Annotated in this window: 20 protein-coding genes; 15 read left to right on the top strand and 5 right to left on the bottom strand. The window is 67.0% G+C overall.

From position 1 onward, the window contains the following. The first annotated feature begins 77 nt into the window (after window positions 1-77). The 12 genes from E6K76_05455 (at window position 78) to E6K76_05400 (ending at window position 8,586) form a co-directional block, all read left to right on the top strand. The gene (locus E6K76_05455; protein TMQ59291.1) at window positions 78-299 is read left to right on the top strand and encodes a hypothetical protein; all 222 of its coding nucleotides are present in this window, start codon (window positions 78-80) and stop codon (window positions 297-299) included. A 36-nt stretch (window positions 300-335) separates the two neighbouring features. Then, complete coding sequence (locus E6K76_05450; GenBank protein TMQ59290.1) at window positions 336-980, top strand: dihydrofolate reductase; 645 nt, start codon at window positions 336-338, stop codon at window positions 978-980. A gap of 19 nt (window positions 981-999) precedes the next feature. Then, a complete protein-coding gene (locus E6K76_05445) occupies window positions 1,000-1,539 on the top strand; it encodes a class D beta-lactamase (GenBank protein TMQ59289.1) in 540 nt (179 codons plus the stop codon). Next, window positions 1,536-1,799: a hypothetical protein gene (locus E6K76_05440; protein TMQ59288.1), complete on the top strand. Its 264-nt coding sequence runs from the start codon at window positions 1,536-1,538 to the stop codon at window positions 1,797-1,799. Before E6K76_05445 ends, E6K76_05440 begins: the two co-directional genes overlap by 4 nt. A gap of 128 nt (window positions 1,800-1,927) precedes the next feature. Beyond that, entirely contained in the window at window positions 1,928-2,242 is a 315-nt protein-coding gene (locus E6K76_05435; GenBank protein TMQ59296.1) for a cupin, read from the top strand. A 17-nt stretch (window positions 2,243-2,259) separates the two neighbouring features. Then, window positions 2,260-2,817, top strand: a complete 558-nt coding sequence (locus E6K76_05430; GenBank protein ID TMQ59287.1) for a hypothetical protein — start codon at window positions 2,260-2,262, stop codon at window positions 2,815-2,817. A 105-nt stretch (window positions 2,818-2,922) separates the two neighbouring features. Next, entirely contained in the window at window positions 2,923-3,999 is a 1,077-nt protein-coding gene (locus tag E6K76_05425; GenBank protein TMQ59295.1) for an ABC transporter ATP-binding protein, read from the top strand. A gap of 138 nt (window positions 4,000-4,137) precedes the next feature. After that, window positions 4,138-5,889, top strand: a complete 1,752-nt coding sequence (locus tag E6K76_05420) for a T9SS type A sorting domain-containing protein (GenBank protein ID TMQ59286.1) — start codon at window positions 4,138-4,140, stop codon at window positions 5,887-5,889. 43 nt (window positions 5,890-5,932) lie between these two features. Beyond that, window positions 5,933-6,412 (top strand): hypothetical protein, encoded by a 480-nt coding sequence (locus E6K76_05415; protein TMQ59285.1) that lies wholly within the window; start codon window positions 5,933-5,935, stop codon window positions 6,410-6,412. 4 nt (window positions 6,413-6,416) lie between these two features. Beyond that, on the top strand, window positions 6,417-6,887 hold the full coding sequence (locus tag E6K76_05410; protein TMQ59284.1) for a hypothetical protein: 471 nt from the start codon (window positions 6,417-6,419) through the stop codon (window positions 6,885-6,887). An 11-nt stretch (window positions 6,888-6,898) separates the two neighbouring features. Beyond that, entirely contained in the window at window positions 6,899-8,152 is a 1,254-nt protein-coding gene (locus E6K76_05405; protein TMQ59294.1) for a beta-ketoacyl-[acyl-carrier-protein] synthase II, read from the top strand. Then, window positions 8,122-8,586: a hypothetical protein gene (locus E6K76_05400; protein ID TMQ59283.1), complete on the top strand. Its 465-nt coding sequence runs from the start codon at window positions 8,122-8,124 to the stop codon at window positions 8,584-8,586. The genes E6K76_05405 and E6K76_05400 overlap by 31 nt, the downstream gene beginning before the upstream one ends. 48 nt (window positions 8,587-8,634) lie before the next feature. On the opposite strand, the gene E6K76_05395 is transcribed toward E6K76_05400, so the two are convergent. From E6K76_05395 to asd, 4 genes are read right to left on the bottom strand one after another with little or no spacing between them, the layout of a single operon-like run. Then, window positions 8,635-9,885, bottom strand: a complete 1,251-nt coding sequence (locus E6K76_05395; protein ID TMQ59282.1) for a hypothetical protein — start codon at window positions 9,883-9,885, stop codon at window positions 8,635-8,637. A 48-nt stretch (window positions 9,886-9,933) separates the two neighbouring features. Beyond that, window positions 9,934-11,001 carry a hypothetical protein gene (locus E6K76_05390; protein ID TMQ59281.1) on the bottom strand — a complete coding sequence of 356 codons (1,068 nt, stop codon included), beginning with the start codon at window positions 10,999-11,001 and terminating at the stop codon, window positions 9,934-9,936. A gap of 43 nt (window positions 11,002-11,044) precedes the next feature. Further along, window positions 11,045-11,659 (bottom strand): histidine phosphatase family protein, encoded by a 615-nt coding sequence (locus E6K76_05385; protein ID TMQ59280.1) that lies wholly within the window; start codon window positions 11,657-11,659, stop codon window positions 11,045-11,047. Next, on the bottom strand, window positions 11,643-12,752 hold the full coding sequence (gene asd / locus E6K76_05380) for an aspartate-semialdehyde dehydrogenase (protein TMQ59279.1): 1,110 nt from the start codon (window positions 12,750-12,752) through the stop codon (window positions 11,643-11,645). The genes E6K76_05385 and asd overlap by 17 nt, the downstream gene beginning before the upstream one ends. Window positions 12,753-12,824: 72 nt before the next feature. Between asd and E6K76_05375 the strand changes: the two genes are divergently transcribed. The 3 genes from E6K76_05375 to E6K76_05365 all read left to right on the top strand — a co-directional run bounded on the left by E6K76_05375 (window position 12,825) and on the right by E6K76_05365 (window position 16,867). Next, entirely contained in the window at window positions 12,825-15,530 is a 2,706-nt protein-coding gene (locus E6K76_05375) for a hypothetical protein (GenBank protein TMQ59278.1), read from the top strand. A 238-nt stretch (window positions 15,531-15,768) separates the two neighbouring features. Then, window positions 15,769-16,482, top strand: a complete 714-nt coding sequence (locus tag E6K76_05370; GenBank protein TMQ59277.1) for a hypothetical protein — start codon at window positions 15,769-15,771, stop codon at window positions 16,480-16,482. A gap of 4 nt (window positions 16,483-16,486) precedes the next feature. Further along, window positions 16,487-16,867 carry a hypothetical protein gene (locus E6K76_05365; protein ID TMQ59276.1) on the top strand — a complete coding sequence of 127 codons (381 nt, stop codon included), beginning with the start codon at window positions 16,487-16,489 and terminating at the stop codon, window positions 16,865-16,867. A 17-nt stretch (window positions 16,868-16,884) separates the two neighbouring features. Here the strand turns inward: E6K76_05365 and lon are convergent, their stop codons facing one another. Then, window positions 16,885-19,536: an endopeptidase La gene (gene lon / locus E6K76_05360; GenBank protein ID TMQ59275.1), complete on the bottom strand. Its 2,652-nt coding sequence runs from the start codon at window positions 19,534-19,536 to the stop codon at window positions 16,885-16,887. Window positions 19,537-20,064 lie beyond the last annotated feature (528 nt).

Raw genomic sequence — 20,064 nt, 5'->3', positions numbered from 1 at the left:
TCGTTCGGTTTCACGACATGTTGCACCATCTTGCGGGTAACATCGAGGCCGGCGCCGAGCTACGGGAGGGCATGACGGTGGAACGGCTACTCCAAGGACCGCTCTCCGATGCGATGACCCATGTGGGCCAGCTTGCGATGCTGCGACGTCTCGCGGGCGCTCCCGTGCCGCCCGAGAACTTCATCGTTGCCGACATCGAGGGCGCGCGGCTTGGCCCGGACCAGGCCGACCCGGTCAGCCCCGACGTAGCCTGGCCCGAAGCGCCGTCAACGTGGGTTCCGCCGAGTCGGAAGCGGTGAGACCGGTTCGTATGTACCTGGCCGAGGTGTAGTGCCGTGCCCAAGCTGCGCTTCACGATTTCGATGTCGCTCGACGGCTTCGTTGCCGGGCCCAACCAGAGCGTGGACAACCCGCTCGGGATCGGCGGAACGCGCCTGCACGAGTGGGTAATTCCGCTCGCGGTCTGGAGACGGATGCACGGGCTCCAGGGCGGAGAGATCAACGAGAGCACGCCGGTCGTGGAGGAGTCGCTTGCCAACGTCGGAGCGACGATCATGGGACGCAACATGTTCGGTGGCCACCCAGGTCCTTGGGATGCCAAGAAGCCCTGGGGCGGTTGGTGGGGAGCCAATCCGCCGTTCCATCACCCCGTGTTCGTGCTCACGCACCACCCACGCGCTCCGCTCACGCTCGAAGGCGGAACGACCTTCACGTTCGTCACCGGCGGCATCGAAGCGGCGCTCGAGCAAGCGCGGCGGGCCGCCGTCGGCAAGGATGTGTCCTTGGCCGGCGGAGCGAAGGCCGCGCAACAGTACCTCGCGGCCGGCCTCGTGGACGAGATGGAGATCAACCTCGTACCGAACCTCCTCGGCAGCGGGGAGCGGCTGTTCGATGGCCTCGGCGACAATCTGCATGGGCTCGAGCTCGAACGGACCGTCGCCGCGCCCAAGGTGACGCACCTCAAGTTCGGAAGGCGCTGACAATCCTGGGAGGCTCCGCATGCGCATTATGGCGGTCGTCATCGCGCTCCTCCTCCCATCGACGGCCCACGCAAAGGCGAACTTCGCGCGAGCGTTCGCGGGGCGCGACGGCTGTTTCGAGCTCTACGACCTCAAAGCGAACAAGCTCCTCGTGCGCCTCAATCCCGGTCGCTGCGCCAAGCGAATCTCGCCGTGCTCGACCTTCAAGGTGCCGCTCGCGCTCATGGCTTTTGACGCGGGCATCCTGGGGGACGAGAGCTCGGTGATGAAGTGGGACGGCACCCGGACGGCCCGCGAGGAGTGGAATCGCGATCAGACCGCCGCGAGCTGGATCAAGAATTCGGTCGTGTGGTTCTCCCAGCGTCTCACGCCCCAGCTCGGAATGCAGAGGGTGAAGGGCTATCTCTCGCGCTTCCACTACGGCAACGAGGACATGTCGGGAGGCTTGACGAAGGCCTGGCTCCAGTCGTCCCTCTTGATCTCGCCCGACGAGCAGCTGCGCTTCTGGGAGCGGTTCTGGCGTGAAGATCTCCGGTGTCGAAGCATGCATATGACATGACGAAGAAGATCACGTTCGTCGCAACGTCTCCTTCGGGGTGGACGCTCCACGGCAAGACCGGCTCGGGCGCGATCCGCGGGCGGGACGGCCGACCGATCGGCGGCATGGGGTGGTTCGTCGGACACGTCGCCCGAGGAGACCGCGACTACGTTTTCGTGACCAACTACGCGGATCGCCCCCCGGCCGCGGATGATCGCCCTCCAGGGTGGGTCGCGCGCGCGATCACGACGAAGATCCTCGGGGGGATGGGGCTGTATTGACGGCGCGAGAAGGTATTTCGTCCGAGCGGAGCGGTTCGTGGCAGACTCATCGGGCGCCCGGAGGGGTATGCGTGGGAACCATCGACGTCATCTTGAAGCGGTTCGAGACCCCCGATGAAATCCGCCACATGGTGAAGGGCCGATTCGAGCTGGTCCACATCGGAGGGCTCACGATCGGACGGGCGACCTACGAGCCCGGGTGGCGCTGGTCCCAACACGTCGGGCCGGCCCTCGGAGCGAAGCGATGCACGATCGAGCATGTGGGCCTGGTCCTCGCCGGAACCGCGACGGCGGCCTTTGACGATGGCCGGGTCATCGAATTGCACACGGGTGAGCTTTTCCACATCCCGCCCATCCCACACGATTCCTGGGTGGTCGGCGCCTCGCCTTATGTCTCGCTTCACTTCCTCGGCGCGGATCGATACGCGAAAGAACCCGCCTAACAGGATGGCGCATAGAGATGCCGCTCGAAGATCTCTCCTTCGCGAGTCTCGAGTCGCTGATTCGACAACATCTCTCGACGACCGAGGAGGAGTCCACGAGCGCTCTGATTCGCCGCCTCAGGAGCGCGCGTGCCCGGGGCCATCTCACGAGGACCGAGCTTCGCGCGATCGGCAGATGGAAATCCGCAAGAGCCATCGGGCAGATGGCGGCGAACAGTCCCGCTCGGGTGCGACGAGCCACGAAAATGGCCCTCCGCACACGCAGCGAGAGGATCCGCCTTCAGGCTCTCCTCAGCCTCAGGGGCGTCTCGGTTCCCATGGCGTCCGCGATCCTCACGCTCCTCTATCCACGAAGGTATGGCGTCATCGACATCCGCGTCTGGCAGCTGCTTCACGGGGTCGGAGCGGTAACCAGAAAACCCAACGGGGTCGGGTTTACCTACGACCATTGGAACGAGTTTCTGTCGATCGTTCGATCCTTCGCCAAAAAGCACGGCGTCAAGGCGCGAGACATCGAGAGGGCGTTGTTCGAGGCTCACCGACACTATCAGAAAGGTCGTTTGTATGATCGATAGGCCCCGGCGCCGCGGCGGAAGACGAATTGACCTGATCCGCATGGAGCCCCGGCGCCGCCGGGTCGGATACCGGCGGCCGGCGGGTTCGTGGTACGTTTCGCCCGTATGGCTTCCCTCTCGTTAAAGAACCTCTCGCTCACCTACCCCAACGGCACCCGCGCGCTCGACAAAGTCGACCTCGAGATCGCGGACGGCGAGTTCCTGGCCGTTCTCGGGCCGTCCGGCTGCGGGAAATCCTCGCTCCTCCGCCTCGTCGCGGGGCTCGAATCGCCGACCTCGGGAACGATCCACATGGATGGCCACGAGGTCACCACCCTCGAGCCCAAGGACCGCGACGTCGCGATGGTGTTTCAGGGGCTCGCGCTCTATCCGCACATGAGCGTCCGCGAGAACATGGGCTTCGGGCTTCTCGCGCGGAAGACTCCCGCGGGCGAGACCGATCAGCGCGTTCGCGAGGCGGCGGTGACCCTGGGGCTCGCGGAGCATCTTCACAAACGCCCGCGGGAGCTATCGGGCGGCGAGCGCCAGCGGGTGGCGCTCGGCCGTGCGCTCGTCCGGAGGCCGCGGATCTTTCTCTTCGATGAGCCCCTCTCGAGCCTCGACGCCCAGCTGAGGCAGGAGCTGCGCGAGGAGCTGGCGCGCCTTCATCGCCTGACGCGCACGACTTCGATCTTCGTCACGCACGATCAAAAAGAGGCGCTCTCCCTCGGGAATCGGGTCGCGGTGTTCGAGCGCGGGCGCGTCCGCCAGATCGGAACCCCAGACGCGATCTATCGCGACCCGTGCGACCTCTTCGTCGCCCGGTTCGTGGGAGATCCCGCGATCAACCTTATCCAAGGAGAGCTCGCGGCGGACGGCGGACGGGTCGCGTTTCGCTCCCGGGGCCTCTCCTTCACGCTCGCCGCGAAGGGGGCGCGCGCGGGCCGCGTGATCCTGGGCTTTCGTCCGGAGGCCGCGGCCCTCGCGAAGGCCTCCGATTCGGGGGCCAGCGGCACGGTCGAGCGCGTGGAGCGCCTCGGCGGGGACACCTTGATCCATTTGCAAACCGAAGCGGGGCGCCACGTCCTCAAGGCCGAGCCCCACGGGGCCCTTCCGGCCCCCGGCGAAATCGTGGGGCTCGCCGTCGACCCAGCCCGCGCGCTCTTCTTCGAGCCCGGGGGACCCCGGATTCGTCTCGACTGACCGGCGGTGCGGGCAGCCACGCTGTGGTACCATATAGAGTAGGAAGCGAGCCGATCCGCGCCTCCCCCCTTTCCTGGACTGGCGCTTCTCCTCGCCGGCGGTCCCCAGTTCGGGCTCCGCACTCTCAATGGGGGTTCTGTGATCCCGGCTCTTCCGTCCAGCTCATCCGGGCCCCGCCTTTTCCGCGCGGCGGCTCTTGCGCTGACTCTTCTCGCGGTCCCCCTGCTCTCGCCGGCCGCCCGCGCCCATACGAACGTCATCCCCTCCGAAACCGAGTTCCAATGGCGTGAGCCCGGCTACGTCCCCAACGAGCTGCTGGTGAAATTCAAGGAGGGCGTCGGCACCACCGGCGCGATGGAAGCGATCCGCAAGAAGGGAGCCACCGCGCGGCGCATGCTGACACCCGATGGACTGATCGAGGTCGAGCTTCCGCCGGGATCGTCGGTGTCCGACGCGATCGATGGCTGGAGCGCTCTCCCGGACGTGGAATACGCGGCGCCCAACGTGTACGCGCAGGGGTTTTTCGTCCCAAACGATTCGGTCATCGGGAAATTCGATCTGGCCTGGAACCTGCGCAGCGTCGATGCGTACGACGCGTGGGACATTGTGACCGGAGATCCCAAGGTCATCCTCGCGATGATCGACACCGGCGTGGCCTTCGAGGATTACCCGATCCCGCCCTACGAGCTTCCCAACGTGAAGCCGGGGGTGACGATGTACCGCCGGTCGCCGGAGCTGCCCGGCCCCTTCCTGCCCGGGCACGATTTCGTCAATGACGACGTGCACCCGAACGACGACAACGGCCACGGCACGATGACCGCAACGATTGCCGCCGGGCAGGCCAACAATATCGCAGGCAGCGCCGGGATCGCGTTCGGGGTCACCATCCTGCCGATCAAGGTGCTCGATTTCGAGACCAAGGGCACGCTGGCGAATATCGTCCTGGGAATTCGTTACGCGGCCGACCAGGGCGCCGATATCGCGAACCTGAGCCTGGGGTTTCCCCCGCTGGGGCTGCTTCGCGACAGGGGCGCCACGCCGAATGTCCTGGCGCACATGTTTCATCCGCTAAAGGACGCGGTCCACTACGCGCAACGGCGCGGGGTGATCCTCGTTGCCGCGGCCGGAAATTTCGCCTACCCCGAGGTGAGCTTGCCGGCAGGATATCCCGGGGTCATCTCGGTGGGCGCGACCGGAGAGGACAACCGAATCGCCTCGTATTCCTCGTTCGGGAAGGGGTTGTCTTGCGTGGCTCCCGGGGGCGACTTCACCGACTTGAACGAGGACCACGTCCAGGACGCCGTCTTCAATCTGGGCATCAAGCCGTTTCGATCTTCGGGATCGCTCGCGAATCCGGACTCCTTCGGCGTGTTCCCCTTCTTCGGAACCTCGGCGGCGGCGCCCCACGTCTCGGGCGCCGTGGCGCTCCTCATGTCGCTCGGGATGAAAAAGCAGAGCTCGATCGAGGAGGCGCTCAGCGCGACGGCCGTGAACCAGTTCGGGACCTCGGGCTCCCACGATCCGGTCTACGGATCGGGTCTCCTGCAAATCGACAAAGCGGTCCTGCTGGCGGCCTCGGGGCCATCCCTCAAGGTCGCGCTCGGGGCGGCGCAGGGACCGGGGGCGCGCCTCACGACGAAGAATCCGTCGCCGCGCGGTGCCGGGCTTGCGCTCAGAACCTCGCGTCCGGGAGACGTGCGCGTCCGGCTCTTCGACGTGCACGGGCGGCTGGTGCGCACGATCGAGGAGGGAAGATACCCGGCCGGCGAGCGGGTCGTGCGATGGAACGGCCAAGACGACCGCGGTGTTCCGGTAGGTAGCGGCGTTTATTTCTTTCGCATCGAGACGCCGGACGGCATCGAAACGCAGAGGATCGCTATCCTGCGCTGACGCGTCGCCCAGCGCTCGGGTTGAATCCAGGGAGGATCGAGCCATGGCCCTTCGCCCCATTCAGGCAGCCCTACGAATATCTCTCGCGTCCCTGACCGCATGCCTCCTGGCGGGGACCCTCGTTCCGGCGCGTGCCGTGGCTGGAAAATCCGCCGCGACGGCGGGGACCAAGAGCACTCCGGAGTCCGCGCTCCACCGCATCCAGCGGACGGTGGCGAGAATCGACGCGGAAGCCAAGACCCCCGAGGGAGAGGCGGCCGTATTGACGCGCTTGAGCGCCCAGCTCGGCGCGAGCGAGGATTCCCTGAGATACCAGCATGAGACGTGGGGCCTGGGATACGGCGAGCTTGCGATGGCCTACGGCTTCGCCAAGGCGAGCAGGAAGGGGAAGGCGCCAGCCGACGTGGTCGCGATGCGGGCCGCCGGGAACGGGTGGCTCGACATCGCGAAGGATCTCGGGGTCAAGGTCGATCAAGTCGCGAGCCGGATGAAGCGCCACGTTTCCTCACCGAAGCCACGTTGAGACCGTGCATTCGGAGACCTCCATCTGGATCGAGGCGCCCTCGCGAGACCTGTTCGATCTCGTCTCGGACCTCGGCCGCTGGAAGAGCTTCCTGCCCCACTATCGCTACGTACGTATTTTGAGCCGCCGCGAAGGAACGACGCACGCCGCGATGAGCGCCCGCCGCGGACCCATCCCGGTTTTCTGGGAGGCCCTCCAGACGGCCGATCCCGAGACGCGCACGATCCGTTTTCGGCACGTCCGCGGAATCACGCGGGGCATGGAGGTGCTCTGGAGCTTCACGGACGAACGGGGAGGCACGCGCGCCCGGGTGGACCACGATCTCGACTTCAAGGTTCCCGTCGTGGGCCGCTGGTTCGCCGAGCGGGTCATCGCGCGCGGGTTCATCGAGCCCATCGTGGAGAAAACGCTCCGCTGCTTCCGGGCCCTCGCCGAAGAGCGCGCGAGGGGATCGATCGGGAGCGCCGCGTCGTGATTGCCCCAACGATCAAGCGCCGCGTCGCGCTGACCGGGATCGGCGCCATCACGCCGATCGGGACCGGGCGCCGGGAGTTCTGGGAAGGGGTTCGCACAGGCCGGCGCGGCGTCGGGCCCCTGACACGGTTCGATGCGTCCGCTCTGCGGACCCGGATCGCGGGAGAGATCCAGGCCTTCGATCCGGCCGCTTTCTTCAGTCCCAAGCGCGCGGGCCGCATGGACCGCTTCGGCCACCTTTCGATCGCCGCGGCGCAGATGGCCCTCGAAGACGCCGGCCTCGCGATCGGCGAGGGGCTCCACGCGGTGCCGGAAACCGATCTGGGCGTCACGATCGGCTCGGCGCTCGGCGGCGTCCCGAGCGCGGAAGCGGACCACGCGGCGTTTCTCGAATCGGGCCTCCGCTCCGTCCCCGCGAGTCTCGCGATCCGGGTTTTCGCGGGGGCCGGGGCGTGCAACGTCGCGATCGCCTTCGGCGCGAGGGGCCCGGTGCTCGGGAATTCCAACTCCTGCGCCTCCGGGGCGATCGCGATCGGAGAAGCCTTCCGGATGATTCGCGACGGTCAGGCCACGGCGATGATCGCCGGCGGGGTCGAGGCGCCGCTCGCGCCGCTCACCTTCGCGGCGTTCACCGTGATCAAGGCGATGTCGACCGCCAACGACGAGCCCGCCCGCGCCTCACGCCCCTTCGACGCCCGGCGGGATGGATTCGTGATGGCGGAAGGCGCCGCGATCCTGATCCTCGAAGATCTGGCGCACGCCCTGAAACGCGACGCCCGTATCTATGCCGAGCTCGTCGGGTTCGCGACCACCAACGACGCCTTCCACATGACCGCGCCGCAGCCGCAGGGGCGGGACGCCGCGCGCGCGATGCGGATCGCGATCCGGGATGCCGGCCTCTTGCCGGGGGAGATCGAGGCGGTGAATGCGCACGGATCTTCCACGGTGCTGAACGACCGCATCGAAACGCTCGCGATCAAGGAAGTCCTCGGCGACAGGGCGCGGCGCGTACCGGTGAGCGGCACCAAGGGGCTCCACGCGCACGCGCTCGGGGCTTCCGGGGCGATGGAAGCGGCGATCGCGTCGCTGACGGTGTCGGAAGGGTTCGTCCCCGCGACCGCCAACCTCGATCATCCGGACCCCGAGTGCGATCTCGACTATGTTCCGCGGGTGGGCCGCTCGATCTCGATACGAACCGTCATTTCAAATTCCTTTGGCTTCGGAGGAACCAACGCGTGTCTCGTGTTCAAGTCGATCCCGGTCTGAGCAGGGCCTGCATATTCCTTCCCGCACGACGGCTGGCTCTCCTCGTTCTCTTCTCGTTCCCCCTCCTGAACGGATGCGGCACATCCGGAAGCAAGCTTTCGGTGAGCGAGATGACGGCGAGGACCAACGCGGAGGGGGTTCAAGTCGTCGAGGTCGACGTGCACTCCTTCTATTTCAAACCGAGCCGCATCATCGTGGAATCGGGGAAGCCGGTGGAGCTGACCCTCCATTTCAAGAGCCTCTTCGTGCCGCACAATTTCACCTGCATGGACGGGGACGCCGGGATTTCCGTGAGCAGGGGCGCGGGGTTCTTGAGCTTCCATCGAACGAAGCACGCCAGGTTCACCCCGGCGAAGCCGGGGGAGTACGAGTTCTTCTGCCACGTCGACGGCCACGCCAAGAAGGGAATGAAGGGGACCCTCGTCGTGCGCTAGCGGCCCTGCCGCGGAGCCGACGCTACCGGCCCCGCCGCGGAGCCGACGCTACCGGGGTACCCGAAAGAGCCAGCCGCGAGCGTCCGCGAGGGATCGCGCCACCGGCGTGGTGAGCGCGACGAGCGTGCCGTCGGAGGAGAGCCAGGTCCGCCGCGGCACGAGACCCGGGTCGTATTCCCCTCGGGAGGCGCGCTCCAGCGGCCACCGCGCGAGAAGCCGTCCATCGCTCCCCAAGAGGAGCACCGGGCCGGTCGAGAGGCGAACCAACGCGCGCTGGCCGTCGTCCGAGAGGGAGAGCTCGAGGGCGTCCGCGCCCCTTCCGGCTTGAGCCGCGAGGTCGCGCCGGGTCCAGACCGGCGCCCTTCGTGAGGTTTCGTAGAGACCGACCCACAGGTCGCCCTCGGCGCGGCGGGCCACGGGGGAGGTCACCGCGACCAAGGTGAAGCGCCCGTCGGGGGTGATCGCCGTCCGGCCGACGATGTTTCGCGGCAGGGGGACGCGGAGCTTTTCTCCCCCCGAGCGGTCGAAAACGAAGAGCTGCTTTTCCCTGGCGATCGAAACGTCTCCGAAGTTGCTGACCGCAAACTCGCGCTGATCCGCCGCGAGGCTCCGCGCCCAGAGAATCGTACCCTCGAGGTTCAAGAGCCTGAGCTCGTCCTGCCTGATCCCCGTTGAGTCGAACATTCCGATCGTATTCGCGGCGAGGAAATTCTCGAGCGGCGAGGACGATCCCCAGCCGGCGACCGCCGGCCAGGAGGCTCGGGGCTCTCCTTTCGGAAGTAGAATCACTCTCACGAGCGGCGGGATCGAGTCGTCCGGGGATGGACGCGGCGCGAGCACGAGGTCCCTCCCCAGGGCGGCGGGCACGAGCTTCGATCGTGTTTCCCAGCGGAGCGTGCCATCCGCGGTGAAGAAGCGCGCCAGACGCCCTTCGCCCACGACCCCGCTCGAATCCGCTGCCGGCGCTTCGAGGACGATCCAGCGGTATCCGGGGAAGATTCGAACGGAGTGGGTCATCACATCCTGGCGTGGCCAGGACGCGAGAAGGATCGGCGCCGGGGCCCGCGCCGGGAACACGTACAGAGACTCGGTGCCGAGCGGGGCCAGCACGCGCACGGCGGGCCAGAGCGGAGCCGCGCCGCCGGACCCGGTTCCGCGGTCGCGGCTGACGGCAGCGTTCCAAGCCAGCGGCCCTACGCCGGCGAGCAATGCCTGGGGAACGGGCCCCGGGCGGCCCGCCGACGGGCGCGCCGACCGCGTGGCGCGTGGCGCCGAGGCCGGTGCGGCGCCGACGATCACGATCGCACCCAGGAGCGCGACGATGATGCGCGACGTAACCCGTCCCCGCTATCTGTGGGTTGCCGTGGTGGAGCTGGACGCTGCCGGGGGGGCTTTGGCCCTCGACTTCTTGGCCGCCGGCTTACGCGCGGGAGCGGGAGCTTTCAGCGTGAGGTCTCGGGCGACCCAGAGGTCCTCGTTACTATCGGTGACCGTGGCGTAGTAGAGCGACTTGGAGTCATAGCCCCACGTGGGCTTGATGCAGTTCCCGGCGGTCGTCAGCGCGAATGTCTTGTTGGTCTCCACGTCCAAGACCCAGATGTCCCGCTTCCCTCCGATCACCCTTCCGAAGGCGATCCACTTGCCGTCCGGCGACCAGGACGGCCAGGTGTCCTCGAACTGCTCCCCGCCGATCGTGCCGTGGGTGAGGCGGATTCCCTTTCCGCCCTCGGCCCGCACCTTGTAGAGGTGATACCTCGTGAACAGGATGTTGCCTTCCATCGTATGTTGTCTCAGAGAGTCGTATTCCTTCGCGACGAACGCGACCCATTTGCCGTCGGGCGACCAGGTCGGATGCCCCGGGTTGCCCATGCTGTTCGTCACCTGCGCTGCCATCGCGGTTTCCTCCTCGCCGGAGGAATCCATGACGAAGATGTTGAAGCCGAAGAGGTCCCCCGGACGAACCCGGTTGGAGTAGAAAGCGATCTTCTTCCCGTCCGCCGAATAGCTGGCGAACCGGTGGCTCCCGGGAGCATGGGTCATCTGGCGCGGCTCACCGCCATCGATCGGGATCGAATAGACGTTGTAGCGCTTGCCCCGGGTCGAAACGTAAAGGAGCGATTTGCCGTCCGGCGCCCAGCTCGGCGTGCCCGTGCGAACGCTGTCGGGCTCATGGGTGAGCTGGCGCGGCTCGCCCCCTTCCGCGGGCATGAGGTAGATCTGGGTCGCGCCGTGGCCGCCTCGATCCGACGTGAACGCGATCCACTTGCCGTCCGGCGACGGCGCCGGATCGGTCTCGCGCGTCGTGTCCGCGGTGATCTGGGTGAACGAGGTCGCGCGGGCGCTCCCGGGGCCGAACACCACGAGAAGGCAGGCCGGAAACAGCCAAAATCTTACCGGGAACTGAAGCCCTGTCATTGCCTTACGTTTACCCCTCCCTGGGCCGCCAGGTTCCCCGCGATCAGGGCCGTGGCGCAAAACCTTCTCCCGCCGTCAGGACCTCGTAGGACGCGACGCCCAGCGCGTGGCGGCGGATCTGGCTCCACGGCCGATCGAGGATGTGGCACTTGAGGAGCGCCAGCACGATCTGGTGCGAGACGACCGCCACGAGCCCGTCGGAAGCCGGGTGTCGCGCTGCGATATCGCGCATCGCCTGCACGGCGCGCTCGTGAACCGCGGCCAAAGGCTCCGCGCCCGGAAGCGCGCACGATGTGGGATCTTCGCGCCACCTCCGGTAGAGATCGATATCGGGCAGCTCCAATTCGCTGAGCCCTTCCCACTCACCGTGATCGATTTCGTTGAGCCTCGGGTCCGTGATGACGTTCAGCCGGTGCGGACCGGCGACGTAAGAGGCGGTCTCGACCGCCCTGGGGAGCGCGCTCGAATAGACCGCCTGGAGCGGCACCTCCCACAACACGCGAGCCAGGGCCTTCGCTTGCTCGTGCCCCGCCTCGTTCATCGACGCGCCCTTCACGCCCTGCACGCGCCGCTCGCGATTCCAGTCGGTCTCCCCGTGGCGCACGAGGATGAAGTCGCGCGTCAGGCTCACGGGCGCGGCGCTAGACTCTGCCCGCATGCGCGAGAAGCTCCGCGTTCAGGATGGCGGCGCCCGCGGCGCCGCGGATGGTGTTGTGGCCCAGGGCGTCGAATTTCCAATCGAGGACCGCGCAGGGGCGAATTCGCCCGACCGTGACGCCCATTCCCGACGCACGGTCCACGTCGAGGCGCGGCTGGGGGCGATCGTCTTCATCGCGCACGAAGAGCGGCTCCGCCGGCGCGGAAGGAAGCGGGAGCCGGTCGAGCGGGCGGAATCCGCGTAGCGCGCCGAGCAGCTGCTTCAAGGAGGCCCTCCGCTTGAGCTTCACGCTCACCGCCTCCAGGTGCCCGTCCAGAACTGGCACGCGATGGCACTGGGCGCTCACGGCGATCCCGGCCGATTCGATCCCTCGCGCGCCGATGCGCCCCAGGATCTTGTTCGTCTCGGTTTCCATCTTGGGCTCCTCGCCCGCGATAAACGGAATCACGTTTCCGAGAATGTCGAGGGACGGAACGCCCGGGTAGCCGGCGCCGCTCGTAGCCTGAAAGGTCGTGACGATCACCGACTCGACGCCGAAGGCACGGTGCAGCGGCGCGAGCGCCATCACGAGCACGATCGCCGAGCAGTTCGGATTCGTGAGGATTCCGCCGCCGTTGTACCTCTGCTTGTCCAGGAGCTCGATGTGGTCGCGGTTCACCTCGGGGATGACGAGCGGCACCAAGGGGTCGAGCCTGTGGCTCCGCGAGTTCGAGGACACGAGATGCCCCTGGCGCGCGTAGCGCTCCTCCAGATCCCCCGCGACCGAGGCATCGAGAGCCGAAAATAGAATCGGCGAGCGGAGCCTTTCGCCCGGCCCTCTCACCTTGAGCCCCGCGACACGCTCCGGGATACGGGTGGAAAGCTTCCAGCGCTCCCCCACGGCCTCGGCGTAGGTCTTCCCCGCGCTCTGATCCGAGGCCATGACCTCCGCCACGAAAAACCACGGATGGCTCTCGAGGAGCTGGATGAAGCGCTGCCCTACCGTCCCCGTCGCGCCGAGGACCGCGACCGCCCTCGGCCCGGTGCCGTTTCGTGTTCCTCTTGAAGGGGAACGCTTCGAAGTCGTTGCGGCGCCGCGCGATTTTGTTAGCATAGAGGGCTCATGATACGTTTGCGCCGCCGCCCTCCGCAATCCCAATCCCCTCCCCGTGAAAGGCTTTCCCTCTTGAGCTCGCGTTTAGGATGCCGTACCGCGTTCGGCATCCCCGCGGCGCTTCTGTTTCTCGCAGGCACGTGCCTCGGCCAGCCGAGGGTCGTGGCCACTTACCCACCGAACGGAGCCCCGCGCGTTCCGTCCAACGCCATCTTGCAATTCGTCTTCGATCAGCCGACCGGCAAGCACGCCGCCTACTCCGTCGCGGATCTCGATCCGAGCTCCGGCGGCGGGCTCATTACAACCCTGCCAGACCGCTGGTCCACGCTGGGAGACACGCTCTACATCACGCCGCTTTCGCCGCTCGCCTTCGGGCACCTCTTCGCGATGAAGCTCAACTTGGTCCAGGACACGACCGGCACGAACTGGACCGAGGAACCGCCGCCCGGAAGGTATTCGGAGATCTATACTTTCACGACCGTGGCCCAGGCACGCGTGGAGCGGGTGCAGGCCGGCGACGTGAACCTCGCGCTGACGCCGGATGTCGCCTTGCCCGTCCCGATCCCGGTGCGCGAGCTGGCGGGCACGGACGTCTCGTTCACGTCGGCGCGCGTGCAGCTCCTGCCCTCCGCCGCCGTCACCAATACCGAGCCCACGCCGCTCGATGCTTCCGTCACGCCGATCTACGAGTACACCATTCCGATCTCGGTTTTCCTTCGACGGAGCGGGGTCGCGGACCTCGTCGCGCCCGTCACGCTGCCCGAGACCGTCGCGCGCACCATCCCCCAGGGGGTGCTGGGCGTGCGGCTGACCTTCTACGGTACGGACGAGACATCCTCCTCGGTCGTCGTGGACGCATGCTTCCGCACCGATCCGACGAGCGTCGTGTGCCACCCAGCGAGCGTGCTGCCGGCGATCGGCTCCGACCTGCTCGTCCGCTCGGCGACCTTGGAGTGGCCGGTCCATGGCACCGTGTTCGCCATGGGCGATACGATCCTCCCACGCGCCGTGGTGACCGGGAACGGCACAGGCGCGTTTCGCGCCGCCTTCTATATGGATGGGGATCTCGTCTCGATCGAGGAGGGCTACATGCAGGCGGGGCGCCCGGTCGAGGTCGCGATGCGGGGACCGCTCCCCACGCGGAGGCTCGGGGAACACCGGCTCCAATTCCAGGTCGAGGCCCCGCAGCCCCTCGCCGCGAACCCGGTCTCCTTCCTCTGCGCTCCGCCCGCCCGCGGGCTCGAATCTCCGTCGTGGCGAACCCCTCAACCGCCGCCCGAAACCCCGCGGCGGCTCAGGGGATCGGCGACGTGGCTCGCCGAAGGGCGCTCGAGCTTCCGCGAGCTGAATCGCTCGGCGACGGGATGGGGGGCGTGGAGCGCGGGATACGATCTCTCCGCGTCGGGCCGGCTCGAGGCGGAGCTATCGATGCGGCTCAGGTTCGACGACCTCGGGAACGGCCGGGGAACCCCCCAGCACATGAAGCTTCGCTACGCGGCGCGGAACGCGGCGCTCGAGTGGAGCGACGCCGCGCCGGCGGGCGCGGGCGAGACCCCGCTCCTCATGAGCCCCGTGCCTCGAAGGAGCGCCCAAGCGGCGTGGCACGCCTCTCCGCTCGGGGACCTCGACGGCTACGTGGCGCTCGCGTCGCATCCGATCTCCTCCGGCGGCCCCGTCCGCGAGGCGGAATCCGATCTTTACGCCGCGCGGCTCCGGCGATCGTTACTGCGCGGCCGTTTCCAGGCGACGCTCTACGGAGGCTACACGCACGAGGACCCGACCCCGGGCGGGGTCGAGACGCGGACGCGCACCCGCGCCATCTACGGCGGCATGGGCCGCGTCGATCTTCCCGGGACCTGGGCGATCGTCGGCGACGGGGCCACGGTGCGCCACCGGAGGATCGGGGGGGTCGAGGAGGGACGCTCGCGCACGGCGTGGCGCGGGGAGCTCACGGGCGCCGCCGCCGGATTCGATGCCCTCGCGCAGGCATTTTCCTTCCAGCCCGCGCTCGCGACCGCGCTGAATCCGTATGCGCTGTCGGACCGGCGCGGCGGATTCGCTCAGGTGAAGCGCAGCATTTGGAGGTGGGACCTCTTCGGCAGCTTCCGCTCCGAAGAGCCCGCCGCGCGAAGCGGGCTCGAGCCGGTCGTGCGCGTCCAGAGCGGGGCGTTCGGCGGGAGGCTCGTGCTTAGCGAGGACAGCTGGGTGACCCCGTCTCTCGTCCGCGTGACGCACCGGGGCGCGAACACCGACTTCGCGGAGCACAGGATCGCGACGGAGTACACGGCCGCCGAGCCGCTCGGAGGCCGGACGACCGCGCGCTTCGACATCACCTTCCTCAAGGACGCGTTGAGGGCCGGGACCAGGCGGCGAATCATCTCGGGATCGCTCGTGGCCACCCGGCGTCATCCGGGGCGCGTCGTGAGCACCCTCGCGCTGGGGCTGGAGCAGAACCATTCGGGCGATCTCCATCTCACCGATACGACATTCCAGGGTTCCTTCGAGGCGCGGTGGGAAACGGTCCCGGGCCGCCTCCTCATCACCCCCTTCCTCGCCGGGTCCTCCCGGACCTACGACCTCCACGGCCTGAGAGAAGACCGGTACTCGGCGCGGCTTCAAGTCGCCTTGCTGCGTGTCGCGGGCCTCGGGGAGAATGCCGTGTCCGTGGAAGGACGCCTCGATCGCGTGCAGCACCTCACGCCCGCGGCGCCGAAGGATCTCGACGGGTCGGTGCAGATCGCCGTGGGCCAGCGAATCGGTATCGGCGGCGCGAAATGATCTCCTCGCTCCCGGCTTAACGCCGTCGGGTCTTCGACGCGCGGGCCGGCGCCCGCTTCCAGGCGCGCCCGCACCCTAGCCGCTCCAATCACCGCGAGGGCAGCCCGTTCGCGCGCCCGACGGAATCATGCGTTGGTGCTCTCCCTGGAACGGATCGTGCTCCGCTCCATGCGTGCCCTCGCTCCTCGGCGCCCAACGGCGCGGCCGTGGCCGCGCAAATTCCAGGAGGGGTGCCGATATGAAACGTCTCGAGATGTTCCTCATCGTCTCCGCGCTCGCCATCGGAAGCTCCGGATGCACGAATCAAAACCCGCGGCGCCTCACCGATCCCGCCTCCTCTCCTGAGCCGAGGCTCTCCGAGTTCCGGGAGGCACGATGGATCGCGGGAGAGAACGAGATTCGCGAGGCGACGACCCGGGCGGCGAAGAGCCCGCTCATGGTGCGCGCGATCGCGGACCGGGCTTCAGATCCCGGGCTCGAGCTTCTTCGGACCGGCATCGTGGGCGCGCTCGGAACGATGGCGGATGGGCGGCGGGTTCGGATCACGATCCTTCCATATCAATATCGCGACGATCTCACCCGCGCCGTCTACTTCGCGCTCCTCGAGGTGAGCTCCAAGGCTCAAGTGCAGAGCTTCGAGCTGATCCGCCGGCGTGATCCGAGCTTGCTCGAGGCGGGCTTTCAGCCAGTCAACTCCGGAGAGCACAATCTCTGGCTCAAGGAAGGCGCCCTCTATGCGCTCTCCGCGGCTGGAACGGCGGTCCGCGCCCCGGAGCGTTTCAACTGGGCGAGGTTCGGCGTGTGTTTCATCCCCCTCGCCGACATGCTTCTCCGGAGAGTAGATGACGCCTGCAACTCGATGGGAAACTTTCCAGGCTGCGTTACGGTCGGCTCGGGCGCGGCGATCCTGGGCGCGGCTCTCTACTGCGCGATCCAGGCTTTCCGGGGATAGCGCCATGCGACCTTCCTGGATTCCCATTTTCGCCGCCCTGATAGGAATCGGCTGCGGCGCCTTCGCCTTATTCCCGATGCGGTGGTCCCCCGATCTCTCGCACGGCATCCTCGCCGGAATGGCCATGTACTTCGTCGGGTTCACCCGGCGCCCCTCCCTCGCGCGCTCGAAGGTAGCCGTGGAGGGGGTCCGGCTGCTCGGCTCGGGAGGACTCCTTCCGGGGGTTCTCTATCGGGTGCTCGGGTTTCTTCTCATCCTGGTCGCGCTCGCCTACGTGTATTTCGACAGGCGCCTCTTCTTCGACATCACGTGGCCGCTCTTGATCCTCGCTGCGTGGGGCCTGGCGGACTCGATTCTCAACTCGCGGGGAGAGGCGAAACCGTGAGGGGCCGAGCCGTGGGGCTACCGTCTCCCCTTGGGAGCGCCGGGGGAGCGCTCCCGCGCTGCTTTCTGACGCGGCGCTGGCTCGGGGCGTCGGGTTTTCCTGCGCGCGTTTCCGCGTTTCGCCCGCCGCTTCCGGGCCCGGCGGATATCGACGGCGGCCTTGCGCGCCTCCAGCTCGGCGATTCGCTCCGCGACCCCGACGAAGGCGTAGCGGAAGACCTCATCGACGGCGCTCACCGGAACCAGGGTCATGCTCGAGCGCACCGATTCGGGGACCTCGACAACGTCCTTCTGATTATCCGAGGGGAACACGACGGTCTTGATGCCGGCACGGTGCGCGGCCATGATCTTCTCCTTCAGGCCGCCCACCGCGATCACCTTCCCGCGGAGGGTCACTTCCCCCGTCATCGCGACGTCGTTTCGGATCGGGGCCTCGGCGAGCGCCGAGGCGATCGCCATCACGATCGTGATCCCGGCGGAGGGACCGTCTTTCGGGACCGCGCCCTCGGGAAAGTGGATGTGAAGATCGAAATCATCGAAGACCTCCGGGTCGATCCCGAGAAGCTCCGCCCGGGCGCGGACGTAGCTGTGCGCCGCCTGAACCGATTCCTTCATGACGTCCCCGAGCTGCCCCGTGACGATGACGCGCCCCGCGCCGCGCATCTTGAGCGCCTCGATGAGAAGAAGGTCCCCGCCGGTCGTGGTCCAGGCGAGCCCCGTCGCGACCCCGACCTCGGCGTGTCCCTCCGCCATTTCGGGAAGCACGTAGGGAGGGCCCAGAAGCTTTTCGATGTCCGCCTCGCCGAAGCTCCATTGCCCGGTGTATCCGGTGGTCCTTTGCCGCGCGCACTTGCGGCACACGGTTTCGATCGCGCGCTCGAGCTGCCGGACGCCGGCCTCCCGCGAGTACTCGCGAATCATCTTCGTGATCGCGGCGTCGTCGAACGTGATGTCTCCTTCGAGGAGCCCGTGCTCGCGGGCCGCCCGCGGGATCAGGTGGCGTCTTGCGATCTCGATCTTCTCCGCGTCCATGTAGCCGGGGATCTGGATCACTTCCATCCGATCGAGCAGCGGCGCGGGAATGAAATCGAGCACGTTCGCCGTGGTGATGAAGAGCGTCTCGGAGAGGTCGAACGGGATCTCGATGTAATGGTCCACGAAATGCGCGTTCTGCTCGTGATCCAGCACCTCGAGGAGCGCCGAGGCCGGATCCCCCTGAGAGTCGTGGCCGAGCTTGTCGATCTCGTCGATCATGAACACCGGATTGGAGCTGTGAACGTCTCGCAGGCTTCGAATGATCTTCCCGGGCCGCGAGCCGATATACGTGCGGCGATGGCCGCGGATCTCCGCCTCGTCGCGAACGCCCCCCACGCTTATCCTGACGAAATCGCGCCCCATGGCGCGCGCGATGGAGCTCCCGAGCGAAGTCTTGCCCGTGCCGGGCGGGCCGGCGAAGCAGAGGATGGGACCCCTGAGATCGTTCTTGAGCTTGAGGACAGCGAGGTACTCGAGAATCCGCTCCTTCACCTTGTCCAAACCGAAGTGCTCCGCGTTGAGCCTTTTCGTGACCTCGTCCAGATCGATCGGATGGCGCACCGGCTTGCCCCAAGGCAGGGCGAGCAGCCACTCGATGTAGTTGCGGATCACGCCGGACTCCTGTGAAGTGGGCGCCAGGTAGCGAAGCCGGTTGGTCTCTTCGTACACGACCGAGCGGACGTGCTGGGGCAGGCCCAAGGTATCCGCGCGGTCCAGGATCTGCCGGACGAGCATTTCCTGGGGATCCTCTTCCCCGAGCTGGCGGCGGATCTCGGCGAGCTGCTGGCGGAGGAAAAATTCCCTCTGATTCTTCTCGACCTGGGCGCTCGCGCGGCGCACGACGTCCTCGGCCACGCTGAGCCGGGCCACCTCGCTATCGAGGGCTTCGGCCAGCAGGACCAGGCGCTCGCCTATATCCAGCGTTTCGATCACGCGCTGCTTGGCCTCGACGGGAAGCCGTACGATCGAAGCCACCGTGTCGGCAAAGAGGCCAGGATCCCCGAGGTTCATGCTGAAGATGTTGTCCATCTCGGGGGGGTAGGAATGGTCGAGCTGCGAGATCGTCTTGAGGAGCTGCAAGATGCGGGTCGCGAGGGAGTTCACGCGCTCCGGGTCTACCGTGGGTTCGACCGGACAGGAGACGCGGGCCTCGATGTAGGGCTCGGCACGGAGGATCTCCTCGACGCCGACGCGTCGCAACCCCTCGAGCGTGACCTGGACGTTGCCGTTGGGCATGTTCAGAATCCGGATCACGCGGGCGGCGAGGCCTATCCTGCTTAGCTGTTCGGGCTTAAGGTCCCGCTCGCTCTTGGCTGGGCTGTACACGAGCGCGATCAGCTCGTCGGGCTCGGCGTAGTCGCGGAGAAGCGCTTTGGACTGCTCGAGGCGGATCTGGATCGAGGTAACCCCAAGCGGGAAAACGACGGTGCTCATGAGGGGGAGCACCGGCATGACTGGGGGCACGTCGCATTCGAGCATCCGGCCGATCTCGGACATCGGTCGCTTGCTCATGCAGGCGATCCTTTCCGCCAAGGACGGAACGAGGGCGAGGGTACGAGAGCCAACGGTATCACAGCTTCCCTGCCGCTGACCAGTCGCCCCCCGCCCCCATTTCGCCCAAAATCGAAGGGCCATCAGGGGAAGCCTTGCTGATGGCCCATCGATCCGCCTTACTCCGGCTCGCAGGGGTTCGCCCTACCCGCGAAGCCGTAACTACTCACCGCTTACCAGCCGGCCTTGCCGTCCGGAGGATTAATCGTGCCGTAGGCGACGATCAGCGCGGTCAGGATGAGTGCGGTCATTTCGTTTTCACCTCCTTTCGGATTTTCCGGTTCGGGTCGATGGTTTGGAACGGTGTCGGGTTTCGTCTTGCCGCTTACCAGCCAGCCTTACCGTCGGGACCTGGGCCAGCCAACGACAGGATCACGAGAATCGCGAGAAGAGCTGCCATCACACACCTCACTTGATTTGGGGTTTGCTGCGCACCTTCCGTACTGACCACGCCGGGATGTAAGAGCAGCCGTCGTGCCATTTGCACTTCCATCTCGCCGATACCATGTAAGTGATTGTCTTACAGAGGAGTGGCCGACGGGCAAAATGCGTGATCCGGCCCGTGGGCGGACGCCGAAGCAGTCAACACATGACGACTATTTGAATGGAATG

The sequence above is a fragment of the Candidatus Eisenbacteria bacterium genome (assembly GCA_005893275.1).
Taxonomy (GTDB): domain Bacteria; phylum Eisenbacteria; class RBG-16-71-46; order SZUA-252; family SZUA-252; genus WS-7.
Note: the sequence above shows the minus strand (reverse complement) of the source record. Positions and strands in the feature narration are given on the sequence as shown.

Coding starts and splice junctions, on each gene's coding strand:
- E6K76_05445 (TMQ59289.1), top strand. CDS start 1,000: ATGCGCATTATGGCGGTCGTCATCGCGCTCCTCCTCCCATCGACGGCC.
- E6K76_05440 (TMQ59288.1), top strand. CDS start 1,536: ATGACGAAGAAGATCACGTTCGTCGCAACGTCTCCTTCGGGGTGGACG.
- E6K76_05435 (TMQ59296.1), top strand. CDS start 1,928: ATGGTGAAGGGCCGATTCGAGCTGGTCCACATCGGAGGGCTCACGATC.
- E6K76_05430 (TMQ59287.1), top strand. CDS start 2,260: ATGCCGCTCGAAGATCTCTCCTTCGCGAGTCTCGAGTCGCTGATTCGA.
- E6K76_05425 (TMQ59295.1), top strand. CDS start 2,923: ATGGCTTCCCTCTCGTTAAAGAACCTCTCGCTCACCTACCCCAACGGC.
- E6K76_05415 (TMQ59285.1), top strand. CDS start 5,933: ATGGCCCTTCGCCCCATTCAGGCAGCCCTACGAATATCTCTCGCGTCC.
- E6K76_05390 (TMQ59281.1), bottom strand. CDS start 11,001: ATGACAGGGCTTCAGTTCCCGGTAAGATTTTGGCTGTTTCCGGCCTGC.
- E6K76_05385 (TMQ59280.1), bottom strand. CDS start 11,659: ATGCGGGCAGAGTCTAGCGCCGCGCCCGTGAGCCTGACGCGCGACTTC.
- asd (TMQ59279.1), bottom strand. CDS start 12,752: ATGCTAACAAAATCGCGCGGCGCCGCAACGACTTCGAAGCGTTCCCCT.
- E6K76_05370 (TMQ59277.1), top strand. CDS start 15,769: ATGAAACGTCTCGAGATGTTCCTCATCGTCTCCGCGCTCGCCATCGGA.
- E6K76_05365 (TMQ59276.1), top strand. CDS start 16,487: ATGCGACCTTCCTGGATTCCCATTTTCGCCGCCCTGATAGGAATCGGC.
- lon (TMQ59275.1), bottom strand. CDS start 19,536: ATGGCCCTTCGATTTTGGGCGAAATGGGGGCGGGGGGCGACTGGTCAG.